Origin of the sequence: Kistimonas asteriae, assembly GCF_018263925.1 — a bacterium.
Lineage (GTDB): Bacteria > Pseudomonadota > Gammaproteobacteria > Pseudomonadales > Endozoicomonadaceae > Kistimonas > Kistimonas asteriae.
Map to the genome: position 1 here is coordinate 363,074 of NZ_JAEVHF010000002.1, position 18,228 is coordinate 381,301.

Genomic DNA, 18,228 nt, shown 5'->3' on the forward strand with positions numbered 1-18,228 from the left:
GTCAGCCACTATACCGCGCAGTGGCTGACACTGCATCCATGCTAACGCGCTCAATTCATCGGCAGCGGGGAAGTGTGTACTCCCCCTCTGCTGGATGATTAGCGGCGCAGTTTCTTGGCGTTGGCGAACAGGTCGGCGAAGGTACCGCCGTTATCTGCTTTCTGCCGTTGTCCCTGAGGACGTTTGGCCTGGTTGGATGGGCGTGCTGCGTGGGGCTTGCCCCGTTCTGCCCGCTGTTGCTGGCGGTTTTCGGATTGCTCCTCTGCGGTATCCGACATCCGCATTGACAGACCGATCCGGCGGCGGGGTACGTCAACTTCCATCACCTTGACCCGAACCACATCACCCGCTTTGACCACTTCCCGCGGATCTTTCACGAACGTGTTGGAAAGCGCGGAAATATGCACTAAACCATCTTGATGGACGCCGATATCCACAAACGCGCCAAAGTTGGTCACGTTGGTCACCACGCCTTCCAGCTCCATGTTGAGCTTCAGGTCTTTGATGTCCTCGACACCTTCCTGGAATGCCGCCGTCTTGAATTCGGGACGGGGGTCACGTCCCGGCTTGTCCAGTTCGCTGATGATGTCGGTGACTGTGGGGATACCAAAGGCCTCGCTGGTATAGTCAGCAGCATTCAGTGATCTCAGGAAGGCGGTATCACCGATCAGGCTGCGCAGGTCACGCTCAAACCGTGCTGCGATCGCTTGTACCACTGGATAGGTCTCAGGATGCACGGCGGAAGAATCCAGTGGATTCTCGCCACTCATGACGCGCAGGAAGCCCGCACACTGTTCGAAGGTTTTGTCCCCCAGGCGAGGCACGGATTTCAACTGGTTACGGCTGGTAAATGCGCCGTTCTGGTTGCGATATTCAACGATATTGTTGGCAATGGTCTGGTTCAGACCGGCAACCCGTGCCAGCAGTGCGCCAGACGCCATGTTGATATCGACGCCAACCGCGTTTACACAGTCTTCCACAATCCCGTCCAGAGAGCGTGCCAGCAGTGTCTGGCTGACATCGTGCTGGTACTGGCCAACACCAATGGACTTGGGCTCAATCTTGACCAGCTCAGCCAGCGGATCCTGCAGACGACGGGCGATGGATACCGCGCCACGGAAGGTGACATCCAGATCCGGGAATTCTTTCGCTGCGGTTTCCGAGGCTGAGTAAACGGATGCGCCCGCTTCACTGACCACAACTTTGGAGAGGTTCAGCTTGGGGAACTGCTTGATTAGCTCAGCCGCAAAGCGGTCGGTTTCCCGGGAGGCGGTGCCGTTACCAATGGCAATCAACTCAACGTTGTGCTTCAGCACCAGCTTGGCGATAGCGGCCAGAGACTCATTCCAGCGGTTCTGGGGAACGTGGGGGAAAATGGTGGTGTGATCCACCAGTTTACCGGTAGCGTCAACGACGGCGACTTTAACCCCAGTACGCAGGCCCGGATCCAGACCCAGTGTGGCCCTTGGGCCAGCCGGTGCGGCCAGCAGCAGGTCGTGCAGGTTCTTGGAGAAGACCTTGATGGCTTCCTCTTCCGACGCTTCCCGAACCCGGGTCATCAGTTCTGCTTCCAGGTGGGGCAACAGTTTGACACGCCAGGTCCAGCGTACGACTTCACCGAGCCATTTGTCTGCGGCACGGCTTTCATTCTTGATTGACCAGAAGCTGGCCACCATGCTTTCACAGGGATGCGCCTGGCTCCGGTCTTCCGTACCTTCTACCGTGATAGAAGCCTGCAGGAAGCCTTCATTACGACCCCGGAAAATCGCCAGCGCCCGGTGAGACGGTACCTTGCTGATGGGTTCGTCGTGCTCAAAATAATCGCGGAACTTGGCGCCTTCCTGTTCCTTGCCGGCGACAGCGCGGCTGCTCATGCGGCCTTCTTCCCACAGGTAGTCCCGCAGTGTACCGAGCAATTCCGCGTCCTCACTGAATTTCTCCATGAGGATGTACTTGGCGCCGTCCAGTGCTGCCTTGGTGTCCGCAATATCCAGTTCGGCATTGATGTATTGGGCGGCTTCCTGTTCCGGATCCAGTGTCGGATCGGCCAGCAGCCCTTCTGCCAACGGCTCAAGACCCGCTTCGCGGGCAATCTGGGCCTTGGTGCGACGCTTCGGCTTGTAGGGCAGGTAGAGGTCTTCCAACCGGGTCTTGGTATCGGCTTCCTTGATGGACTTTTCCAGTCCCGGTGTCAGCTTCTCCTGCTCACGAATACTGTTGAGGATGGTGTCACGGCGTTCTTCCATTTCCCGCAGGTAACGGAGACGCTCTTCCAGGGTACGCAACTGGGTATCATCCAGGGCGCCGGTGATTTCCTTCCGGTAACGGGCGATAAACGGAACCGTGGCCCCTTCATCCAGCAGATTGACCGTGGCGGTGACTTGTTGTGGTCGTACATTCAACTCTGCAGCGATGCGCTGAAAGATGCTCTCCATGGGGTACTCTTTGGCTACATCTGAATAAAAAAGGGGATTATACGTCAGTCGATAGCTGACGTCGTTCACCCCTTGCGGTTCTGTCAGTGATCCCGTAGACGGGGTCAGTGCAATGTTCGGGAACGGGTCGATTCAGGCGCCAGCAGCTCTGTAACGTCGTCAGCTGAGAAGCTGTACCGGGTATTGCAGAACTGGCAATCCATATTGATTGCACCCTCTTCCGCCAGAATATCCTCCAGCTCCTGACGATCAACGGTCTGCAGAGCTGTGGCCGTGCGCTCACGGGAGCAGGTGCAGCGGTAGCTGACGGGTTCGGTATCAAACAGACGGATATCCTCTTCATGGAACAGGCGGTGCAGTAGTTTTTCGGTCTCTACCGAGAGCAGCTCTTCGTCTGTCAGGGTATGCGCCAGGGTGGTCAGGTGTGACCAGCGCTCTTCGCGGACTTTTTCGTCTTTCTCGACCGTTGCAGGCAGCGCCTGCAGCAGGAAACCACTGGCACTGTCGCCGTCAGAGGCCAGCCAGACACTGGTTGGCAACTGTTCTGACTGTTGGAAATACTGGGCAAAGCAGTCAGCCAGTGCTGGATTCTCCAGCGGAACAATGCCCTGGTAGCGCTTGCCCTTAACAGGATCCACCGTAATGACCAGCTGGCCGTCAGGTAGCAGTGTCTGAAGGCCCGCATCGTCGGCAGGTTCCTCTTTCCAGCGGGCGATGGCGCGGAAGGTGCGCTGATCGGTGCATTCGACCATCAGTACGGAAACCGGCCCATTCGAGCGCGCCTGCAGGCTCATGGTGCCCTGGAACTTCAGGGTCGTGCTCAGCAAGACGGCCGCTGCCGCCATTTCACCCAGCAGGCGACGGATGGCCGGCGGGTAAGCATGGGGTTCAAAGGCGGCCTGCAGGCTGCTGCTGAGTCCGACGCGTTCACCGCGAATATCGGTGTTTTCGAAAAGGAAGCGCTGGGCTGTATCCGGGATAGTCATTAACGCAGAGTGTTCCAAGAAAAATCACTAATCTGGTGGCGGCTGCTGGCAACTTCAAGTCTGATGTCAGTCATGCCAATGGTGCCGGAAAGTATAACGCTAACGGCCAGGATCATCACTTGCGGGAAACGTTCCTGGTCAGGCAAGGCTTGTGGGTTGGTACCGGGACGATTTTTTCATGCACCTTGGCGCCATGTACTACACTGCATTGCCTGTGGTTGGCTGCGTAGCGTAGAGTAGAGGGTGTTGTCATGCGGTTTGATGTTTCTCCAGCCGTGCGTTGTTCTGGTGTTTTGCGATGTTGCCTGACGGTGTTAGTTGTGCTCTGGGCCGGGCTTGCAGGTTTGCAAGGGGTGGTTGCGTCGAGTGACGGGCTGAATCTGGACGAACGCATTCAGCAGGATGATCTGGAAGCATTGGAAGGGCGTTTGGTGATTCGCTTTTCGTCTTCCACGATGGCCGGGCTGGATTCGGTTGCCGGTGAAACCGTAAAAACGATTTCTGCAGCGCTCAGTCACCGCATGATTACGGATTTGTCTGACAGTAGTATGGATGATCTGTTTGTACTCAATGACAGCACCCGGCTGAGCATGGTGGCACCCTTGATTCTGCAGGGGACTGATGAACGTCATGCAATGATCAACGCGAACCTGATGATTCAGAATACAGGGCAGGATTCCGTCATGGAGCTGCCTTTGCTGATGGATGGGCAGCTGGATGTTGATAAAAACCAGTCCTATGTGTTCACGGTCTCTGCGGTGAGTATCCCGGTCACTTGGGCGTTGGGCCAAAAAACGGCCGAAATTGGCGGTCGTAAGCAGTCCGCCACATGGCGAGGAGAGGATGGGATAGAGCGGACGGTGGTCTGGCGAGGGAGGGAGTCCAGAAATTTTGTGGGCGGCATGCCTGCGCACCCCATGCCTTACCATTCGCCACAACAGCTGCATATTCCTTTTACGCCAATTCCCAAGCCTCCGCTGCCAAAAAGCTCGCCACTGCCTGAACCACAAGGTGTCTTCCCGGAAGATAGCAAGCAGTCCCCGTTCTCATCCTCCCCTAAACTGGATAAGCCAGCAGACAAACCGGAATTTAACTCTGACGGTGTGTCCTTTCCGTCACAGCATTCCCCGTTTTCATAATGGTGTTATCAACTTGATGCTAAGCCGGTTAAGATATTCCGGCTTTCTACTTTCTATCTGGCTTGTCAATACTATTACCCAATAACAATAAGAGGTTGGATGCCCATGACGATACGTTTGAAAACGCTGCTTGGTATTCCCTTTCTATTCAGTTTGCTGGTGTTAACCGCCTGTTCCCGGCAGGATCTTTATCAAACAGCCATGTCCCTGGAACGCCAGCGTGCGGGATTGGCGCCTGCGGAAGTGGTTATGGATAACCTGAAAGTCGCTTATCTGGAAGGCGGCAATGCCGACGGTGAAACCATTCTGATGGTGCACGGGTTTGGCGCCAACAAAGACAACTGGGTCAGACTGGCTGGAAAACTGGAGGACCAGTATCACATCATCGCACTGGATCTTCCGGGGCATGGTGACAGCAGTGCGCCGCTGGAACTGGATTACCGTATGCCGGCGCAAGCTCAGCGTGTGGCAGATTTTATCCAGACACTGGGGCTGGGTCAGGTCCACTACATGGGAAACTCCATGGGGGGCTGGATCGGTCTGGAATTAGCGAGAATCCAGCCTGACGTCGTTAATACCCTGGTGTTGCTGGATAATGGCGGTGTTGAACCACCTGATGCCAGTGAGTTTCAGCATTTGCTGGAGCAGGGTGAAAACCCCCTGATTGTGAATCAGCCCGGTGATATGGATAGACTCCTGTCATTTGTGATGACGGATCGCCCGTTCATTCCCTGGCCGATTACGTCTGTCTTGGAAGAGCAGGCCCTCGCGCGTGAACCGGTGAACGAGAAAATATTCGATGATCTGCTGCGCTCACGGGATGAGCGTCTGGCAGGTATTCCGCAATCAGAGTGGCTGGCGGCCATCGCCACACCGTCACTGATTATCTGGGGAGAAGAGGATCGGGTACTGGATGTCTCCAGTGTCAGTGAAATGCAGAAATATATGCCAACGACTGAAGCGGTGATCTTTGAAGAAATTGGTCACTTGCCCATGATCGAAGATCCTTCCGCCGTGGCTGAGGTATTCCTCGCGTTTGTCGAGAAACAACCTTCAGGTATTCCCCAAAGCCAGTGATCGCTGATAATCACATGCACTGGAAGCATTGCTTGATCTTGATAGGCCAGTGCCCAACAGAGCACTGGCTTTTGGCTATCCAATAAGCGGCGTTATACCGTGTGGATTACCAGTGCACACCTTTCATCAGATTGACGAGCAATTTTTGTTCAGCTGATGGACGCTGCGCATTGCTCCCTTCTTCTTTCTTGCCTTTTGCAGCGGCTGATTCCGGGAACATGTTGAAGCTGGCGTTCATCAGCAGTTCGCTCAGTACGGGCATGGTTTCGTGGAGTGCCAGCCCCATCAATCCCATCCGGGTGGCAATTCGCTTGGGTTTGCGCACCATGGCCTTGATGATCAGGCCGGCGGCTTCGTCCGGCGACAGGGTGGGGACTGATTCATACATCTTGGTCGGTGCAATCATCGGAGTGCGCACCAGCGGCATGTTGATCGTGGTGAATTTCACCCCTTTGTCTGCCAATTCACTGGATGCGCAGCGGGTAAAGGCGTCCAGTGCGGCCTTGGAGGCGACATAGGCTGAGAACCGGGGGCTGCCTGCCAGAACGCCGATGGATGAAATGTTGATGACCTGACCGCTCTGCTGGTTTTCCATCCCGGGCAGGAAGCCCATGATCATGCGCATGGCACCGAAATAGTTGATATCCATGCAGCGTTCGAAATCATGGAAACGGTCGTAGCTGTTGTTCACGGAGCGTCGGATGGAACGGCCGGCATTGTTGACCAGAATATCAATCCCGCCGAGTTCCTCGTTGATCTGCTGGATCATGGCGTCACATTGCTGGGTGTCGGTCAGGTCGGCGGTCCAGGTCCAGACACGTCCGTCCTGCTCCCTGATGATCCGGGCAACCTCGGCCAGTGATTCCTCATCACGGTCAACCAGTACCAGGCGGGCTGATGTGGTGGCCAGTCGTTCCGCGGTGGCACGACCAATACCGGAGCCGGCGCCGGTGATCAGAATCGCTTTATCCGCTACGGCCTTGTCGATGTTTTCGGAGGTTATGCGTTCTTCGTTCAGATGGTTTTCCCAGTAGTCCCAGATAACCCGGGCATACTCACGCAGAACCGGTAAACGAATATTACTGCCTTCAAGGGCTGCGTCGGTGTTTGTGCGATCAAAGTGGGTGGGGTAGTGCAGGAAGTCCAGTGCCGCATCCGGTATTTTCAGGTCGCGGAGTACCGCCTGGGACACCTTGGTGATGGCCGGCATCCGGTACAGGCTCTTGAGCAGCATGGACACGAAGGGGCTCACGAAACTGGAATCCACTCGCAATGCCATACGTGGCGCGCCGCCAGCAGAGGCAAAGGTATTGAGCAGTTCTCCCAGTCGCTGAGGGTTTGGATCAGTGATATGGAAACACTGGTTGTCAAAGCCTTCCTTGTGGGCGATATGGTCAATACTATCGACCAGATAATCCACAGGCACCATGTTCAGCCAGCCGCCTTCCAGGCCAATGATGGGCAGCCACTGGGGCAGGGAATTGCGCATCTTCCGGATGGCATGGAACAGGTAGTAAGGGCCGTCAACTTTGTTGATTTCACCGGTTTTTGAATGGCCGATGACCATCGCGGGACGGTAAATGCGCCATGGGATTGTGCAGTCATTACGAATCACCCGCTCGGCCTGGTGTTTTGTTTTCAGGTAGGGGTTGTTCAGCGGGCCGGCTTCTTCCAGCATGTCTTCCGTGAAGGTGCCGTCATACAGCCCTGCTACAGCAATGGAACTGGTGTAGTGGAAGCATTTGGCTTTCAGGGTTTCGGCACAGGCCATCGCATGACGGGTACCTTCCACATTGGCGTGGATCTGGCTCTCTTCATCCGCATTGATGTCGTAAATGGCGGCCAGGTGGAAGAAGTGGTCAATTTCGCCCTTGCCCTTGAGAGTGGCAATCTGTTCGTCACTCAGCCCCAGTTTGGCCTGGGTAATGTCACCAATCAGCGTATTAACCCGGTTGGGTGCAACGTTCCAGTGTGTAATCAGCTGGTCTACCTGAGCCTGCTCACCGTCACGGATCAATAGGTGAATACTGGCGCCTCGGGCCAGTAATTTTTCAATCAGGAAACGGCCAATGAAGCCGGTACCACCGGTGATGAAACAGGTTTCTCCACCAATATGCGCCACGCTGGCAGGGGGTGTTGTTTGCATTACTTCCTCGAATGGGGATTCTTCGTCGTTGATTTGTCGAGGGAGTTAATACCACTACGGCATGGTCGATGTGTTGATCAACATCAGGGCAGGGAGCATCCGTAAACGGGAATGTTGTCTGTATAGTGTCAGTTTCACGGTGACCATTCAAAACCCAAGGGGAATCCCCAGCTCAAAAAACAGGATAAGCAGCAGAGTCCAGATGGTCAGGAAACAGATTGAATAGGGCAGCATCAGGCCGATGAGATCCCCCATGCTGAATTCCGGTGAATATTTACGAATGAAGGCAAGAATAACCCCTGCATAGGTCATCATGGGGGTAATGATGTTGGTGGACGAATCAGCGACCCGAAAGGCGGCTGCGACAATATCCGGGGTCATTTGGTTATTTACCTGGTACAGCATGGGCACAAAGATCGGGCCAAGCAGCATCCATTTGGAGGTCAGCCCTCCCACGAAAATATTGATAAAGGCCGTCGTGATGATGAAGCCGATGATCAATAGCACCGGAAAGGACTGCAAGCCCAGCGAATTCAGCAGGCTGGCGCCGAGCCAGGTAATCCATGTACCCATGCCCGAATAGCTGAGCAGCGAGAGAAAGTTATAGCAGAAGAACGTCAGCACCAGGATATAGCCCATGGCATCCATCTGTTTGACCATGGCCTGGACGACATTGGCCACAGAGTGGAATTTGCCGGAGGCGGTGCCAAACACAATACCGGTAATGGTAAAAACCAGCGTAATCAGCAGAATCACATTATCCAGGTAGGGGACGATGCGGTTTCCGGACGCATCGGTATAAGGGGCAAGGGGATAAAGCGCCAACCAGGCAATAAACGCCAGTGCACCGACCAGCCCGAAAAATGAGGCTTTGAGGCCACGTTCTTCACCATCGCTGAGGTTGAAATTATCGATTTTGAGATCGTCTGGTAACGACCAGGGGGTGTCTTTCAGTTTCGGAGCCACGAAGCGCGCCGTGACGATCGCACCGGCCACCGACAACACACCGGTTGATACCAGAATGAAATAGTAATGCATGGTGGCAGGCGTCAGCGGCTGACCATCGTGGCGTGCGAACGGGACATTCTGGGCCTGGGCGAAAATGCGGGCATTGGCACCGATAATGACGTCAATGGGCGTGGCTGGTATCAGGTTGGCACTGAAACCCGCAGACACGCCGGCAAAGGCCGCCGCCATCCCGATAATGGGGTTTTTGCCGAGCCCGGCATAGAGTAATCCGGCCAAAGGAATAAGCACCAGGTAGCCTGCATCGGTGGCAATGCTGCTCATGATGCCAAAGAAAACCAGCAGCAGCGGCAGCCACTTTTCACTGATATGCAGGCCGGATTTTTTAATCAGAGCGGTTAATAATCCCGATTTTTCGGCGATGCCGACGCCCATCATAACGATCAGGATAACGCCGAGAATGCCATGGCCGAAGGTCAGCCAGTTCTGCAGAAGCGCGTGATCAAAAATCCAGCGAATGTTATCTAATTCCAGCATGTTCCGAATGCTGTGGATGGTGTCACTTCCGGTGATGCTGGGGGTACTGAACTGTCGTCCGGCCAGTGAAACAGACGCCAGCAGGCAGAGCACATACAAACCCAGGAAAATAATGACAGGGTCGGGAATCTTCTTGCCAATACGCTCCAGCAGGGAAAGAGAGGACGCGCGGATCATCGGCTGATGGTGGGGGGAACCCCTTCCAGAATCGGACGGTGTGGTTGGCATAGGGCACGTCTCTAAGCACTGCCAGGCGAGAGCCGGTAAGCTTCGCCATGGTGTGACTAGCCAGTTTGCTTCGGTGCCTGCAGCCTAGATGATGATCCGTAAAGCCCGCAAGTTTATGCGGTTTCTTCTTGGTGGGTGTAGGGTGTGATTGTGAAAGTGCACTGGCCGCTGATGGATGGTCAGCGGCCTGGATGCGGTGAATCGGTGCTACTCGGTCAGGTTTTGCTGACGCAGTTTTTCCAGATCCCTGCGTTGCTTTTTGTCCGGTCGCTTTTCAGGGAAGGGTGTGCTGCCCCGCAGCGCTTTGCGCTGTGCGGCGCCTTCTTCCCGCAGACGAATGCTTTCCGGTGTTTCTTCGTACAGTTGCTGCGCCTCTGTCGCTGTACGACGGACATCCGACAACGCACGAATGATCACCGTTTTTGCATCCCAGCCCTGGCGAAGCTTGATTTCATCGCCCAGCCGGGGTTCCCGCCCCGGTTTGGCGCGGCAGCCATTAACGTGCACTTTTCCGCCTTCGATGGCCTGCTTGGCAAGGCTGCGGGTTTTATAGAAACGGGCAGCCCACAGCCATTTATCAAGCCGCATTTTTGCTGTTGAATCGTTGTTTTTCATAAGTCCTGCTGGTTGGAATCAGAGAACGGGTAATAGTTCCGTAAACTGGTCGATAGCGGGAAATTCCTCGGTATCTTTTGCCGTTTTTTTGCTGTCTGGGTGTTTTATGGCCAGCAGCTCACGGATGCCATACTCACGGGCAGACCGGAGTATAGGAATACTGTCGTCGACGAACAGGGTGCGTTCCCGGTTAAAGGGTTCATTGGCCTGTAACGCCTCCCAAAAGCGTTGATCTTCCTTGGGGTAACCGAAAGTGTGGGACGTAATCAGGCGGTCAAAATAGTGCGCCAGTGAGATGCGTTCCATTTTCAGGGACAGACTGTCCTGGTGGGCGTTAGTGATCAGGACAATATGCTTACCGGCGGCTTTCAGAGCGCTGAGCAATTCGTCCACATGGGGGCGCAGGCTGATGAGATGCGCCAGCTCCTGTTTCAATACCGCGGTTTCCAGGCCCAGGGTTTTATCCCAGAAATCCAGGCAGTACCAGTTCAGGGTGCCCATGGTTTGCTGCATCCAGACATCCACTTCGGCACAGGATTTTTCCATGGAGATGCCGTGCTTTTCGGCATATTTCGCTGGAATGTACTGCAGCCAGAAGTAGTTGTCGAAGTGTAGATCAAGCAGGGTACCGTCCATGTCAAACAGGACGGTGTCGATGGTTTTCCAGTCAATCATGATATTTGCACATTGTTGTATAGCTACGTCGTATAATGGAGTTTCATGCGCCCGGGTGGAACCGATGATGAAGAAAAAACCGGAAATTCTCGAGACCCAGGAAGTCGCCCGCTCGGCACTGTTTCGGGTGGAAAGGATGAAACTCCGCTTCAGCAATGGGGTCGAACGGACTTACGAGCGGCTGGGGGGATACAGCTCCGGGCATCAGGCGGTGATGGTTGTCCCCCTGTTGGATGACAACCACTTCGTGATGATTGAAGAGTATGCGGCGGGGACAGAGGATTATCAATTGTCTCTCCCCAAGGGATTGGTCGAGCCTGATGAAGATCTGCTAGCCGGTGCTGAGCGAGAGCTGAAGGAAGAGGCCGGTTATGGCGCTCACAGCCTGAAATATCTGACTGATTTCACGTTGTCGCCTAATTACATGACGCACAGTATGCGGGTGGTGCTGGCGCGGGATCTTTATGAGGAAAAACTCGAAGGGGATGAACCGGAACCCCTGGGCGTCCAGGTTTTTTCGTTTGATGATCTGCCGGCATTGATCGCCCGGGAAGACTTCAGTGAAGCCCGTGTGCTGGCAGCACTCTACATGGTTCGGGACATCGTGAGAGGTGAAGCATGATCACAGAGTTGTCACTGACACAGTCATTACGTGAGATCTGCCAGCAGGCTGGCAAGGCGATTCTTGCCGTCTATCAGCGTGACGATGTTGGCCTTCAGACCAAGGCCGATGATTCACCGGTCACTGAGGCTGACCTGGCGGCGGATCGTTGCATTCGGGCCGGCTTGCAGGCGTTGACGCCCGAGATCCCGGTATTGTCCGAAGAGGGTGACATAGTGCCATGGTCAGAGCGCTCTACCTGGCAGCGCTATTGGCTGGTGGATCCTCTGGATGGTACCCGGGAGTTTGTTGACCGCACGGATGAATTTACCGTCAATATTGCCCTGATTGAAAAGGGTGTTTCGATACTGGGTGTGATTTATGGGCCGGTCAATGGTGTTTGCTACATGGGTGGACGCGATACTGGCGGTGCCTGGCGGCAGTGCGATCAAGATGAGTTGGTGAAACTTTCAACACGTCCCTGTGCGCCTGAAGGCATTATGAACGTAGCAGTTAGTCGCAGGCATGGTGAGAACACGATTCCGACCCTGATGCAGCGCTTTGAACATCGGTTTGGTGAGGTCCATATCACAACGGCCGGTAGTTCGCTCAAGGCGTGCCTGGTGGCGGAAGGGCTTGTGGATATCTATCCACGACGAGGGCCGACCAGTGAATGGGATACCGCTGCGGCCCAGGCTATTGTCGAAGCTGCTGGGGGGCGTGTGCTGGATCCGGATCTGAAGCCCCTACGCTACAACAGTAAGGAAAGCCTGCTGAATCCTGACTTCACCGTTGTGGGAGACCCATCCGTTGACTGGGAGAACCTGTTGCTTTGACCTCAGGCTCGAAAAGCCGTCAGAACGCAGGTATGGTAGAAATTCCAGTCAGCGTTCACGGAGAGAAGCGTCATGCTGCGAGGCAGGGAAGGTCGACTGACATCATGGTGTAGTTTGTTGGTCATAGTGTGGCTGTGGAGCGCTCAGGCTATTGCCAATGATGATGGCATGGATGATCTGAAGAACCTGGCGCAGGAGCAGGCATGCAGTGATGTCATGTCAGCGATCAGTGACCGCGATACGATTGCTCGAGTGATTGTTATCGCGGGTTTAATGACGGACAACCAGGCGATTGGCGAACTGCTCGGTCAAGGCGAGGATGAACTGGCGCTTTTCGTGGAAGATGTCTTCCATTTCTGCAAGGTAATTCCGGCCTACAGCTTCAAGCAGATTACTGACCGGGTGCTGTGACAGCCATTTCATCAGGCTGTCAGCTGTCGCTTGGGCACTTGCTGAATCCGCTCCGGAAACGGATAGCCTTTGCCAGGTGTCGGGTGACGATTTTTTGGCAACGGCATCGGTTGTTTGTTTTTTGAAGCGGTTTTCACAGAAACGGAAGAACGTTTTTGCGCACGTTTCTGCATCGGATGTTTACTGCTGTCCATAAAATAATTCCTTCAATAAAAAAACAGGCAGTCTTGTAGACAAACCTTTTCCCACTGGGTTCCGTAGTACGACAGTAAAAGTATTGTTCAATATCGCGACGTATGAATGTTTTTCGGTCACAGCTCTGAAGTATTGAGTACCGTTTTGTGATGTTCAGAATGACCAGTGAATCGTATCAACGTCAATTTCAAGGATTTCATTTTCATCGTGCTGAATCACACCCTGTAATCGGATCGGGGTATGAGGTAACAGTCCGCCGGGAGGGAGTTTGTGATGGGGAATATCCACTTCCAGTGTGCCGGTGCCATCATGGATCAGATAGTTACCGGGGCTGATTCGCTTGATGACGACGCCGGAGATGGTGGCATCGCCTTTTTCGGCGGTTTGGGAAAGAATTTCATGTAGCTGTATCAAGGGCTTTTCGACGGATTCTTCAGCCGCCAATGCGCCTGCAAGTAATAATAATGGGAGCGAACGTGTTATCGACCATCCATGTATCATGCGACCGGAATCCCATTCCAAGGGTTATGATATTCAGACATTCTTTTAAAAAAGAATAGATAACCCTGTGTGTTATTCCGGCTTATCTAACCACAAAGATTTGACTCTTCCTTCATGGCGAGCTATCAATTTTTCTTTAACAGTAGTTATTAATTGGCAGATTTACTCAGTAGGTAAAACCATGGACCGGTATAACAAAGACATCGCCTGTATGGATAAACCAGATCAAAACGATGCCCCCAGTCTCCGTCAGAAGCTTGAGCAGTTGACGGCTGAAAACCAGCAATTGCAGTCCCGCCTTAAACGGTATGAGTTTGACTTGACCGAAGCTGCCAGTCGCATTGAGGGCGCTGGTAAAGGCTTGTTTACCCGGGATTTCATACCCTCCGGCAGTGTGGTGGGTGAATACGCCGGCAGGCGAGCCTTCCGTATCGAGATCCCGGCGACGGGGCGCTACGTCATGTGGCACAAGGATGAGAGCGGCTACCCTATCTTCCTGGATAGTGACACTTACATTCTCTGGCTCGTTGATGAGTATGAATTTGACGATGAGGAAGAAGAGGAGATTGAGCCCGACTGGGAGAATTACACGCCGGTCATCGAGCAGGGGATTGATGCCTCCGATGGTGAGCGCTCCCGGTTACGTCTGGCCAACAGCAGCGACGAACCCAACCTCAGCATGCTGGTGACCCATGATCGGCGAGTATTTGCCGTGGCGATGGAAGATATTCTGCCGGGCGAAGAACTGTACTGGGATTACCATCCGGAACGCGATAAGGACTTTGAGGTCGATCCCGACCATATCGAAATGGACCTGGATCGCTATATCACGGTCGGTCGTAACGGCTGGATCAAGTTGCGGAGCGAAGCCTTCGAGGACTAATGCTCGTGACAATGGCTGTATGATAACTGTTTTTATCAGGGTGCCCGTTTCACTGATCTCCACAGGGTTGACTAAGATTCATTATTGAAGACCTTTTATTGGAGCACGGTGAATGGCCAGGGATCGGTCGATTGGCACCACGTTACCCACACTGACACAGTTAGCGGAGTCTCAGGCAGACCGCGCGTTACTGTGCAAATGGTGGCATGTCGCCTTCAAACCCTGTTATGTGAGTCATAACTGGAATTCGGCCGGTCATGACAATAGCCTGATCAAAAGTGGCGCCGTGAAAATTGCCAAATTCAACGCCACCAGTTTTCGTGACAAGCTTTCCGATACCTCTCTTCTGTACATGATTTTTCTGGTTCTGGGTGGGTATAAGCCGGAAGACGTCTTCAGCCAGTTCATGGAAGCCATCAATAATACTGAGGAGGCGCTTTTTCCATCCGTCGAACACTTTGGGCGTCATAACACCTGGACGCCGGATCTCATTGAGACCATGTACGAAACGCTGGAAAAAAATGCCGGTGACGGAGCCAGGGAGGCAGACACCATGCACGAAGACTCTTCTGACCTGCATATCGACATTGACCCCGCCCTGGCCAAGCTGGCGGATGAAAGCAGTGTGATCAAGGCGATTGATTCGCTGCTGCAGAGTGCGGAATCGCCCTACAGCATGGATGAGATAATCCAGGCCGTCAGTGCCACCGAGGCCTGGAAGACACAAGCGAAAACCCTGGATAAAAAAGTGGACGAGCTGAACCATGAAAATGGTCGGCTCAAGCGCGAGCTGCGAGGCGCTGCTGCGCCCATGCAGGGCTCCTTCGTTGCCAGTGAGGTAGGCAGGGATTTAAGTATTCCTGCCGGTGAAGTGGTGTTCAAGAAAGCCACAGAGATATTTTGCCGGGATGACGCCGCGAAGCACCTTGGCAAAGTGCTGGATTTCGCTTTACCCGTATTTGAATGGGAAGACGTTCATCCCTGGGTACCGGAGCTGGATGACAGTTACCATTTTGATTCCCAGACCCTGTTACCCGTGCTGGCAACTCTGGCAGCCGGAAAAAATGCCTGGCTTCATGGTCATACCGGTACTGGGAAGACAACCCTGATCCAGCAGGTAGCAGCACGGCTGCACTGGCCAGTACGTCGGATTAACTTTGACGGGGATATTTCCCGTTTTGATCTGGTGGGTCAGACCCGGCTTGAGAATGATAACGGCACCACCATTTCCACGTATGTCGACGGCATACTCCCCCAGGCCATGCAGTCGCCTACCATCCTGCTGCTGGATGAGCTGGACGCTGGCCGTCCGGATGTTCTCTATGCCCTGCAGAATGCGCTGGATCAGGGCGAGTTTGTAATTACCGATGATGGCGCCCGTCGCATCAAGGCCAACCCATTCTTCCGTGCAGTGGCGGCCTGTAATACGCAGGGACAGGGCGACGAAAGTGGTCTGTACCCGGGAACGCGGGTCTTGTCTCGGGCACTGCTGAACCGTTTCCACAAGTTCATCCCGATTGATTACATGTGTGTTGAGGATGAACAGGGCGTACTGGAAGCCAATGTCTCTGACCTGCCGGAAATGGTGTCAGATTTGCTGATGACTTACGTGAATGAACATCGCACGGCCTTTACTAGCGTTGAGATCACCGAGCCGATTTCATTGAGAAATATCGTCGGCGCTGCAGAGGATTATGTCTTTTATGAAGACCTCTGTGGCCATGAGGCGGCGGTACGGATGGCGGTTGATACCAATATTATTTTCAGGGCCAACGAAGAAGATCAGATTGTCCTGCGCGGACTGGCCCAGCGGGTCTTTCCCGGCTGCGGCTTCTGAGTGGGCTGGGGTAATCCGTGAAACGCGCCGGCTCGATCACTGCCCAGGCCTTTGTCCATGAATGCCGGGGTACCTCAAGAACGTTCGGACGTAAAAAAATCGCTATCGTCTTTCGCGGCAATATGGTCGGCGTTGATGGCGACAAGATCATTTATCCCTCCCTCGATATGGCAGCGGAACTGGATGAATTCCAGTGGGCCGTCAGCCGTGGCTATATCGACCATGCTACGGGACGCCTCCGTCACTCGGATCTGGATCAGCTGCGCCGCTATAACCAGCAGGCCAACAAGGCAAAATGCCCACTGAAGCGTGACATCGCTGCGAGTATTGAAGACCCGCGTATTGAGCGTCTGGTCATGCAGGACTACAAGGGCGCCGGTGGCAATCTTTCCGCCGTGACCAGTGCAGTGTGTCGAACCCTGAAAGAACAGGTGGAGGGAAGTGATCAGCAGGGACCCTGGTATCAATGGCTGCCAGCCACAATGACGGCCATGGGACGCAAGTTGAATGGTATTGAGGATAACCGTGAAATTGACCAGTTTCTGGCTGTCGTAAAACAACAGATGACGGATGATCATTACCAGATGTGCGAAGCCTGGGCCGCACGTATTGGCGGACTGGAATCAACTGAGGCGGCATTGACGCTGGCGGATGAAATCTTTGATGCCATCGTTCATTTCGAAGAATACGGGGAAGATGATCCGCCAGAAAGCCCTGAAAATAATCCCGCTCTGGATCGCCGGGCCAGTGAGGTGGGAAAAAAGCAAGGCCATAGCTGTGATGTATCTGTTGCCCTGAAAGCGGTGATCGGTGAGCACCTGAAAGGGGAAAAAACGATTTACCGCGCCTGGTCGACAGAGTTCGATACCTGGAGTAATCGCCGCAGTGGAGACAATATCGGCGAAATACTGCGTCAGCCCAAGTTGCGGGATCAGTATCAACAGGTGCTGAGTGAAACGGCAGGCCAGATCAACGCATTGCGGCGAAAACTGGAACGCTCACTGGCAGCGAAACGGGATATCCGCTGGGCGGGTGGTGCCCTGAAGGGCCGGCTTGATAATCGCCGTTTAGTGAATGCATATAACGGTGAAGAGGATGTGTTCACGGTTCGTCGTGAAGACACGGATATTGCCACAGCGGTCAGTGTGCTGGTGGATCTGAGCACCTCCATGGTCAAGGAAAACAAGGGACACCTGGCCATGCTGGCGACGATTGCCCTGGCGGAAGCGCTGGAGAAAACCGACGTCAGTTATGAAATTCTGGGTTTCTGTACGAACCGGGATGATGAATGCAGCCACGAGATGAAAGTGGCAGTCCGGCAATACCAGCGAGAACATCCTGATGAATTCAGCTTCAGCGGCAAGCTGAATTACTCCCGCTATGAACCCATCAATATGGTGGAATTCAAGGGTTATCACGATAACCTGAATAAGTGTCGCGCCAGTATGGCGGCCATCGACCAGCTCCCCTACAAGTGCTATGTCGGTAATTGTGATGGCGAAAGCCTGCTGTTGGCCTATGACCGACTGCGGGTCAGGCAGGAGCCCCGCAAGGTATTGATGGTGCTTAGTGACGGTGCACCGCATATCCGTGCCTGCAAGGTGGAAGCGCCTCCCCATCTGGGGGAACACCTCAAGCAGGTTGTCAGCGAAATAGAAGCGGATGGTGTTGAAACCCTGGGAATCGGCATCGTGGATGACAGTGTCCGGGAATATTATCCCAACCATGTTGTAGTGAATGATGTGGATTCCCTGGTTTCAACAGCGCTGGATCAGGTTGCCCGGATTCTGTTGGGTAAGACGCTGTAAGAACACATTGGATCTACGTTGTTTACATAATTGCCGAAGTTTACCTGCGCATTTAAATCCTATCTTAACTTCTTCTTTGTCTTTTCTGTGGGGAGAGGCTGTACCGGACTGCGGTTTTAATGCACATGTTTGTTTGCATGTGATGCTGTTGCCGTGGTGGGATATATGACTCCCTTGAGTTTCGATTTGGCAAATGCCGCTTAGGCGGATGTTCATTTTTACTGCTTCAGATCAAACAGTTAACAGAGTCGATTATGGCAGACAATTTTAAGGTTGGAATTTACCTGCACTAGTACCTGCACTAAAAATGCAGACACAAAAAAGCCCGAAGTGTTTATTAACGCTTCGGGCT

General features: G+C 53.9%; 16 protein-coding genes. 8 read left to right on the forward strand and 8 right to left on the reverse strand.

The genetic code is table 11. The annotated features are described in order from the left end of the window. Positions 1–98 precede the first annotated feature (98 nt). Together KHS78_RS03885 and hslO are read right to left on the reverse strand one after the other, a co-directional pair. On the reverse strand, positions 99–2,435 hold the full coding sequence (locus KHS78_RS03885) for a Tex family protein (protein WP_211825279.1): 2,337 nt from the start codon (positions 2,433–2,435) through the stop codon (positions 99–101). Between the two features lie 104 nt (positions 2,436–2,539). Further along, positions 2,540–3,421, reverse strand: a complete 882-nt coding sequence (gene hslO, locus KHS78_RS03890; protein ID WP_211825281.1) for an Hsp33 family molecular chaperone HslO — start codon at positions 3,419–3,421, stop codon at positions 2,540–2,542. Positions 3,422–3,672: 251 nt separating this feature from the next. Between hslO and KHS78_RS03895 the strand changes: the two genes are divergently transcribed. Together KHS78_RS03895 and KHS78_RS03900 are read left to right on the forward strand one after the other, a co-directional pair. Further along, positions 3,673–4,560, forward strand: coding sequence for a hypothetical protein (locus KHS78_RS03895; RefSeq protein ID WP_211825283.1), 888 nt, complete (start codon positions 3,673–3,675; stop codon positions 4,558–4,560). 105 nt (positions 4,561–4,665) lie between these two features. Next, positions 4,666–5,637 (forward strand): alpha/beta fold hydrolase, encoded by a 972-nt coding sequence (locus KHS78_RS03900; RefSeq protein ID WP_211825285.1) that lies wholly within the window; start codon positions 4,666–4,668, stop codon positions 5,635–5,637. Positions 5,638–5,743: 106 nt separating this feature from the next. Here the strand turns inward: KHS78_RS03900 and KHS78_RS03905 are convergent, their stop codons facing one another. The 4 genes from KHS78_RS03905 to yrfG all read right to left on the reverse strand — a co-directional run bounded on the left by KHS78_RS03905 (position 5,744) and on the right by yrfG (position 10,804). Continuing rightward, positions 5,744–7,783, reverse strand: a complete 2,040-nt coding sequence (locus tag KHS78_RS03905) for an SDR family oxidoreductase (RefSeq protein WP_211825287.1) — start codon at positions 7,781–7,783, stop codon at positions 5,744–5,746. Positions 7,784–7,930: 147 nt separating this feature from the next. Continuing rightward, positions 7,931–9,514: an AbgT family transporter gene (locus tag KHS78_RS03910; RefSeq protein ID WP_211825289.1), complete on the reverse strand. Its 1,584-nt coding sequence runs from the start codon at positions 9,512–9,514 to the stop codon at positions 7,931–7,933. Between the two features lie 207 nt (positions 9,515–9,721). Continuing rightward, positions 9,722–10,129: a ribosome-associated heat shock protein Hsp15 gene (gene hslR, locus KHS78_RS03915; protein ID WP_211825290.1), complete on the reverse strand. Its 408-nt coding sequence runs from the start codon at positions 10,127–10,129 to the stop codon at positions 9,722–9,724. 18 nt (positions 10,130–10,147) lie between these two features. Next, positions 10,148–10,804: a GMP/IMP nucleotidase gene (gene yrfG, locus KHS78_RS03920; protein WP_211825292.1), complete on the reverse strand. Its 657-nt coding sequence runs from the start codon at positions 10,802–10,804 to the stop codon at positions 10,148–10,150. 64 nt (positions 10,805–10,868) lie between these two features. On the opposite strand from yrfG, the gene nudE reads away from it, so the two are divergent. The 3 genes from nudE to KHS78_RS03935 all read left to right on the forward strand — a co-directional run bounded on the left by nudE (position 10,869) and on the right by KHS78_RS03935 (position 12,652). Continuing rightward, positions 10,869–11,426, forward strand: coding sequence for an ADP compounds hydrolase NudE (gene nudE / locus KHS78_RS03925; RefSeq protein ID WP_343216863.1), 558 nt, complete (start codon positions 10,869–10,871; stop codon positions 11,424–11,426). Continuing rightward, positions 11,423–12,241 (forward strand): 3'(2'),5'-bisphosphate nucleotidase CysQ, encoded by an 819-nt coding sequence (gene cysQ / locus KHS78_RS03930; RefSeq protein WP_211825294.1) that lies wholly within the window; start codon positions 11,423–11,425, stop codon positions 12,239–12,241. Before nudE ends, cysQ begins: the two co-directional genes overlap by 4 nt. Positions 12,242–12,313: 72 nt before the next feature. After that, entirely contained in the window at positions 12,314–12,652 is a 339-nt protein-coding gene (locus KHS78_RS03935; RefSeq protein WP_211825296.1) for a hypothetical protein, read from the forward strand. Positions 12,653–12,663: 11 nt separating this feature from the next. Here the strand turns inward: KHS78_RS03935 and KHS78_RS03940 are convergent, their stop codons facing one another. After that, positions 12,664–12,846 carry a hypothetical protein gene (locus tag KHS78_RS03940; RefSeq protein ID WP_211825297.1) on the reverse strand — a complete coding sequence of 61 codons (183 nt, stop codon included), beginning with the start codon at positions 12,844–12,846 and terminating at the stop codon, positions 12,664–12,666. A 154-nt stretch (positions 12,847–13,000) separates the two neighbouring features. Next, entirely contained in the window at positions 13,001–13,348 is a 348-nt protein-coding gene (locus tag KHS78_RS03945) for a NirD/YgiW/YdeI family stress tolerance protein (protein WP_211825301.1), read from the reverse strand. Between the two features lie 181 nt (positions 13,349–13,529). Between KHS78_RS03945 and KHS78_RS03950 the strand changes: the two genes are divergently transcribed. The 3 genes from KHS78_RS03950 to KHS78_RS03960 all read left to right on the forward strand — a co-directional run bounded on the left by KHS78_RS03950 (position 13,530) and on the right by KHS78_RS03960 (position 17,876). Further along, the gene (locus KHS78_RS03950; protein ID WP_211825303.1) at positions 13,530–14,231 is read left to right on the forward strand and encodes an SET domain-containing protein-lysine N-methyltransferase; all 702 of its coding nucleotides are present in this window, start codon (positions 13,530–13,532) and stop codon (positions 14,229–14,231) included. 112 nt (positions 14,232–14,343) lie between these two features. Continuing rightward, on the forward strand, positions 14,344–16,068 hold the full coding sequence (locus KHS78_RS03955; protein WP_211825305.1) for an AAA family ATPase: 1,725 nt from the start codon (positions 14,344–14,346) through the stop codon (positions 16,066–16,068). A gap of 17 nt (positions 16,069–16,085) precedes the next feature. After that, a complete protein-coding gene (locus KHS78_RS03960; RefSeq protein WP_211825307.1) occupies positions 16,086–17,876 on the forward strand; it encodes a cobaltochelatase CobT-related protein in 1,791 nt (596 codons plus the stop codon). Positions 17,877–18,228: the final 352 nt, after the last annotated feature.

What these genes read in the sequence shown, in the direction of transcription:
- nudE (WP_343216863.1), top strand. Translation starts at nt 10,869, where the DNA reads ATGATGAAGAAAAAACCGGAAATTCTCGAGACCCAGGAAGTCGCCCGC.
- KHS78_RS03955 (WP_211825305.1), top strand. Translation starts at nt 14,344, where the DNA reads ATGGCCAGGGATCGGTCGATTGGCACCACGTTACCCACACTGACACAG.
- KHS78_RS03945 (WP_211825301.1), bottom strand. Translation starts at nt 13,348, where the DNA reads ATGATACATGGATGGTCGATAACACGTTCGCTCCCATTATTATTACTT.
- KHS78_RS03950 (WP_211825303.1), top strand. Translation starts at nt 13,530, where the DNA reads ATGGACCGGTATAACAAAGACATCGCCTGTATGGATAAACCAGATCAA.
- yrfG (WP_211825292.1), bottom strand. Translation starts at nt 10,804, where the DNA reads ATGATTGACTGGAAAACCATCGACACCGTCCTGTTTGACATGGACGGT.
- KHS78_RS03905 (WP_211825287.1), bottom strand. Translation starts at nt 7,783, where the DNA reads ATGCAAACAACACCCCCTGCCAGCGTGGCGCATATTGGTGGAGAAACC.
- KHS78_RS03910 (WP_211825289.1), bottom strand. Translation starts at nt 9,514, where the DNA reads ATGCCAACCACACCGTCCGATTCTGGAAGGGGTTCCCCCCACCATCAG.
- KHS78_RS03885 (WP_211825279.1), bottom strand. Translation starts at nt 2,435, where the DNA reads ATGGAGAGCATCTTTCAGCGCATCGCTGCAGAGTTGAATGTACGACCA.
- hslR (WP_211825290.1), bottom strand. Translation starts at nt 10,129, where the DNA reads ATGAAAAACAACGATTCAACAGCAAAAATGCGGCTTGATAAATGGCTG.
- KHS78_RS03895 (WP_211825283.1), top strand. Translation starts at nt 3,673, where the DNA reads ATGCGGTTTGATGTTTCTCCAGCCGTGCGTTGTTCTGGTGTTTTGCGA.
- cysQ (WP_211825294.1), top strand. Translation starts at nt 11,423, where the DNA reads ATGATCACAGAGTTGTCACTGACACAGTCATTACGTGAGATCTGCCAG.
- KHS78_RS03940 (WP_211825297.1), bottom strand. Translation starts at nt 12,846, where the DNA reads ATGGACAGCAGTAAACATCCGATGCAGAAACGTGCGCAAAAACGTTCT.
- KHS78_RS03935 (WP_211825296.1), top strand. Translation starts at nt 12,314, where the DNA reads ATGCTGCGAGGCAGGGAAGGTCGACTGACATCATGGTGTAGTTTGTTG.
- KHS78_RS03900 (WP_211825285.1), top strand. Translation starts at nt 4,666, where the DNA reads ATGACGATACGTTTGAAAACGCTGCTTGGTATTCCCTTTCTATTCAGT.
- hslO (WP_211825281.1), bottom strand. Translation starts at nt 3,421, where the DNA reads ATGACTATCCCGGATACAGCCCAGCGCTTCCTTTTCGAAAACACCGAT.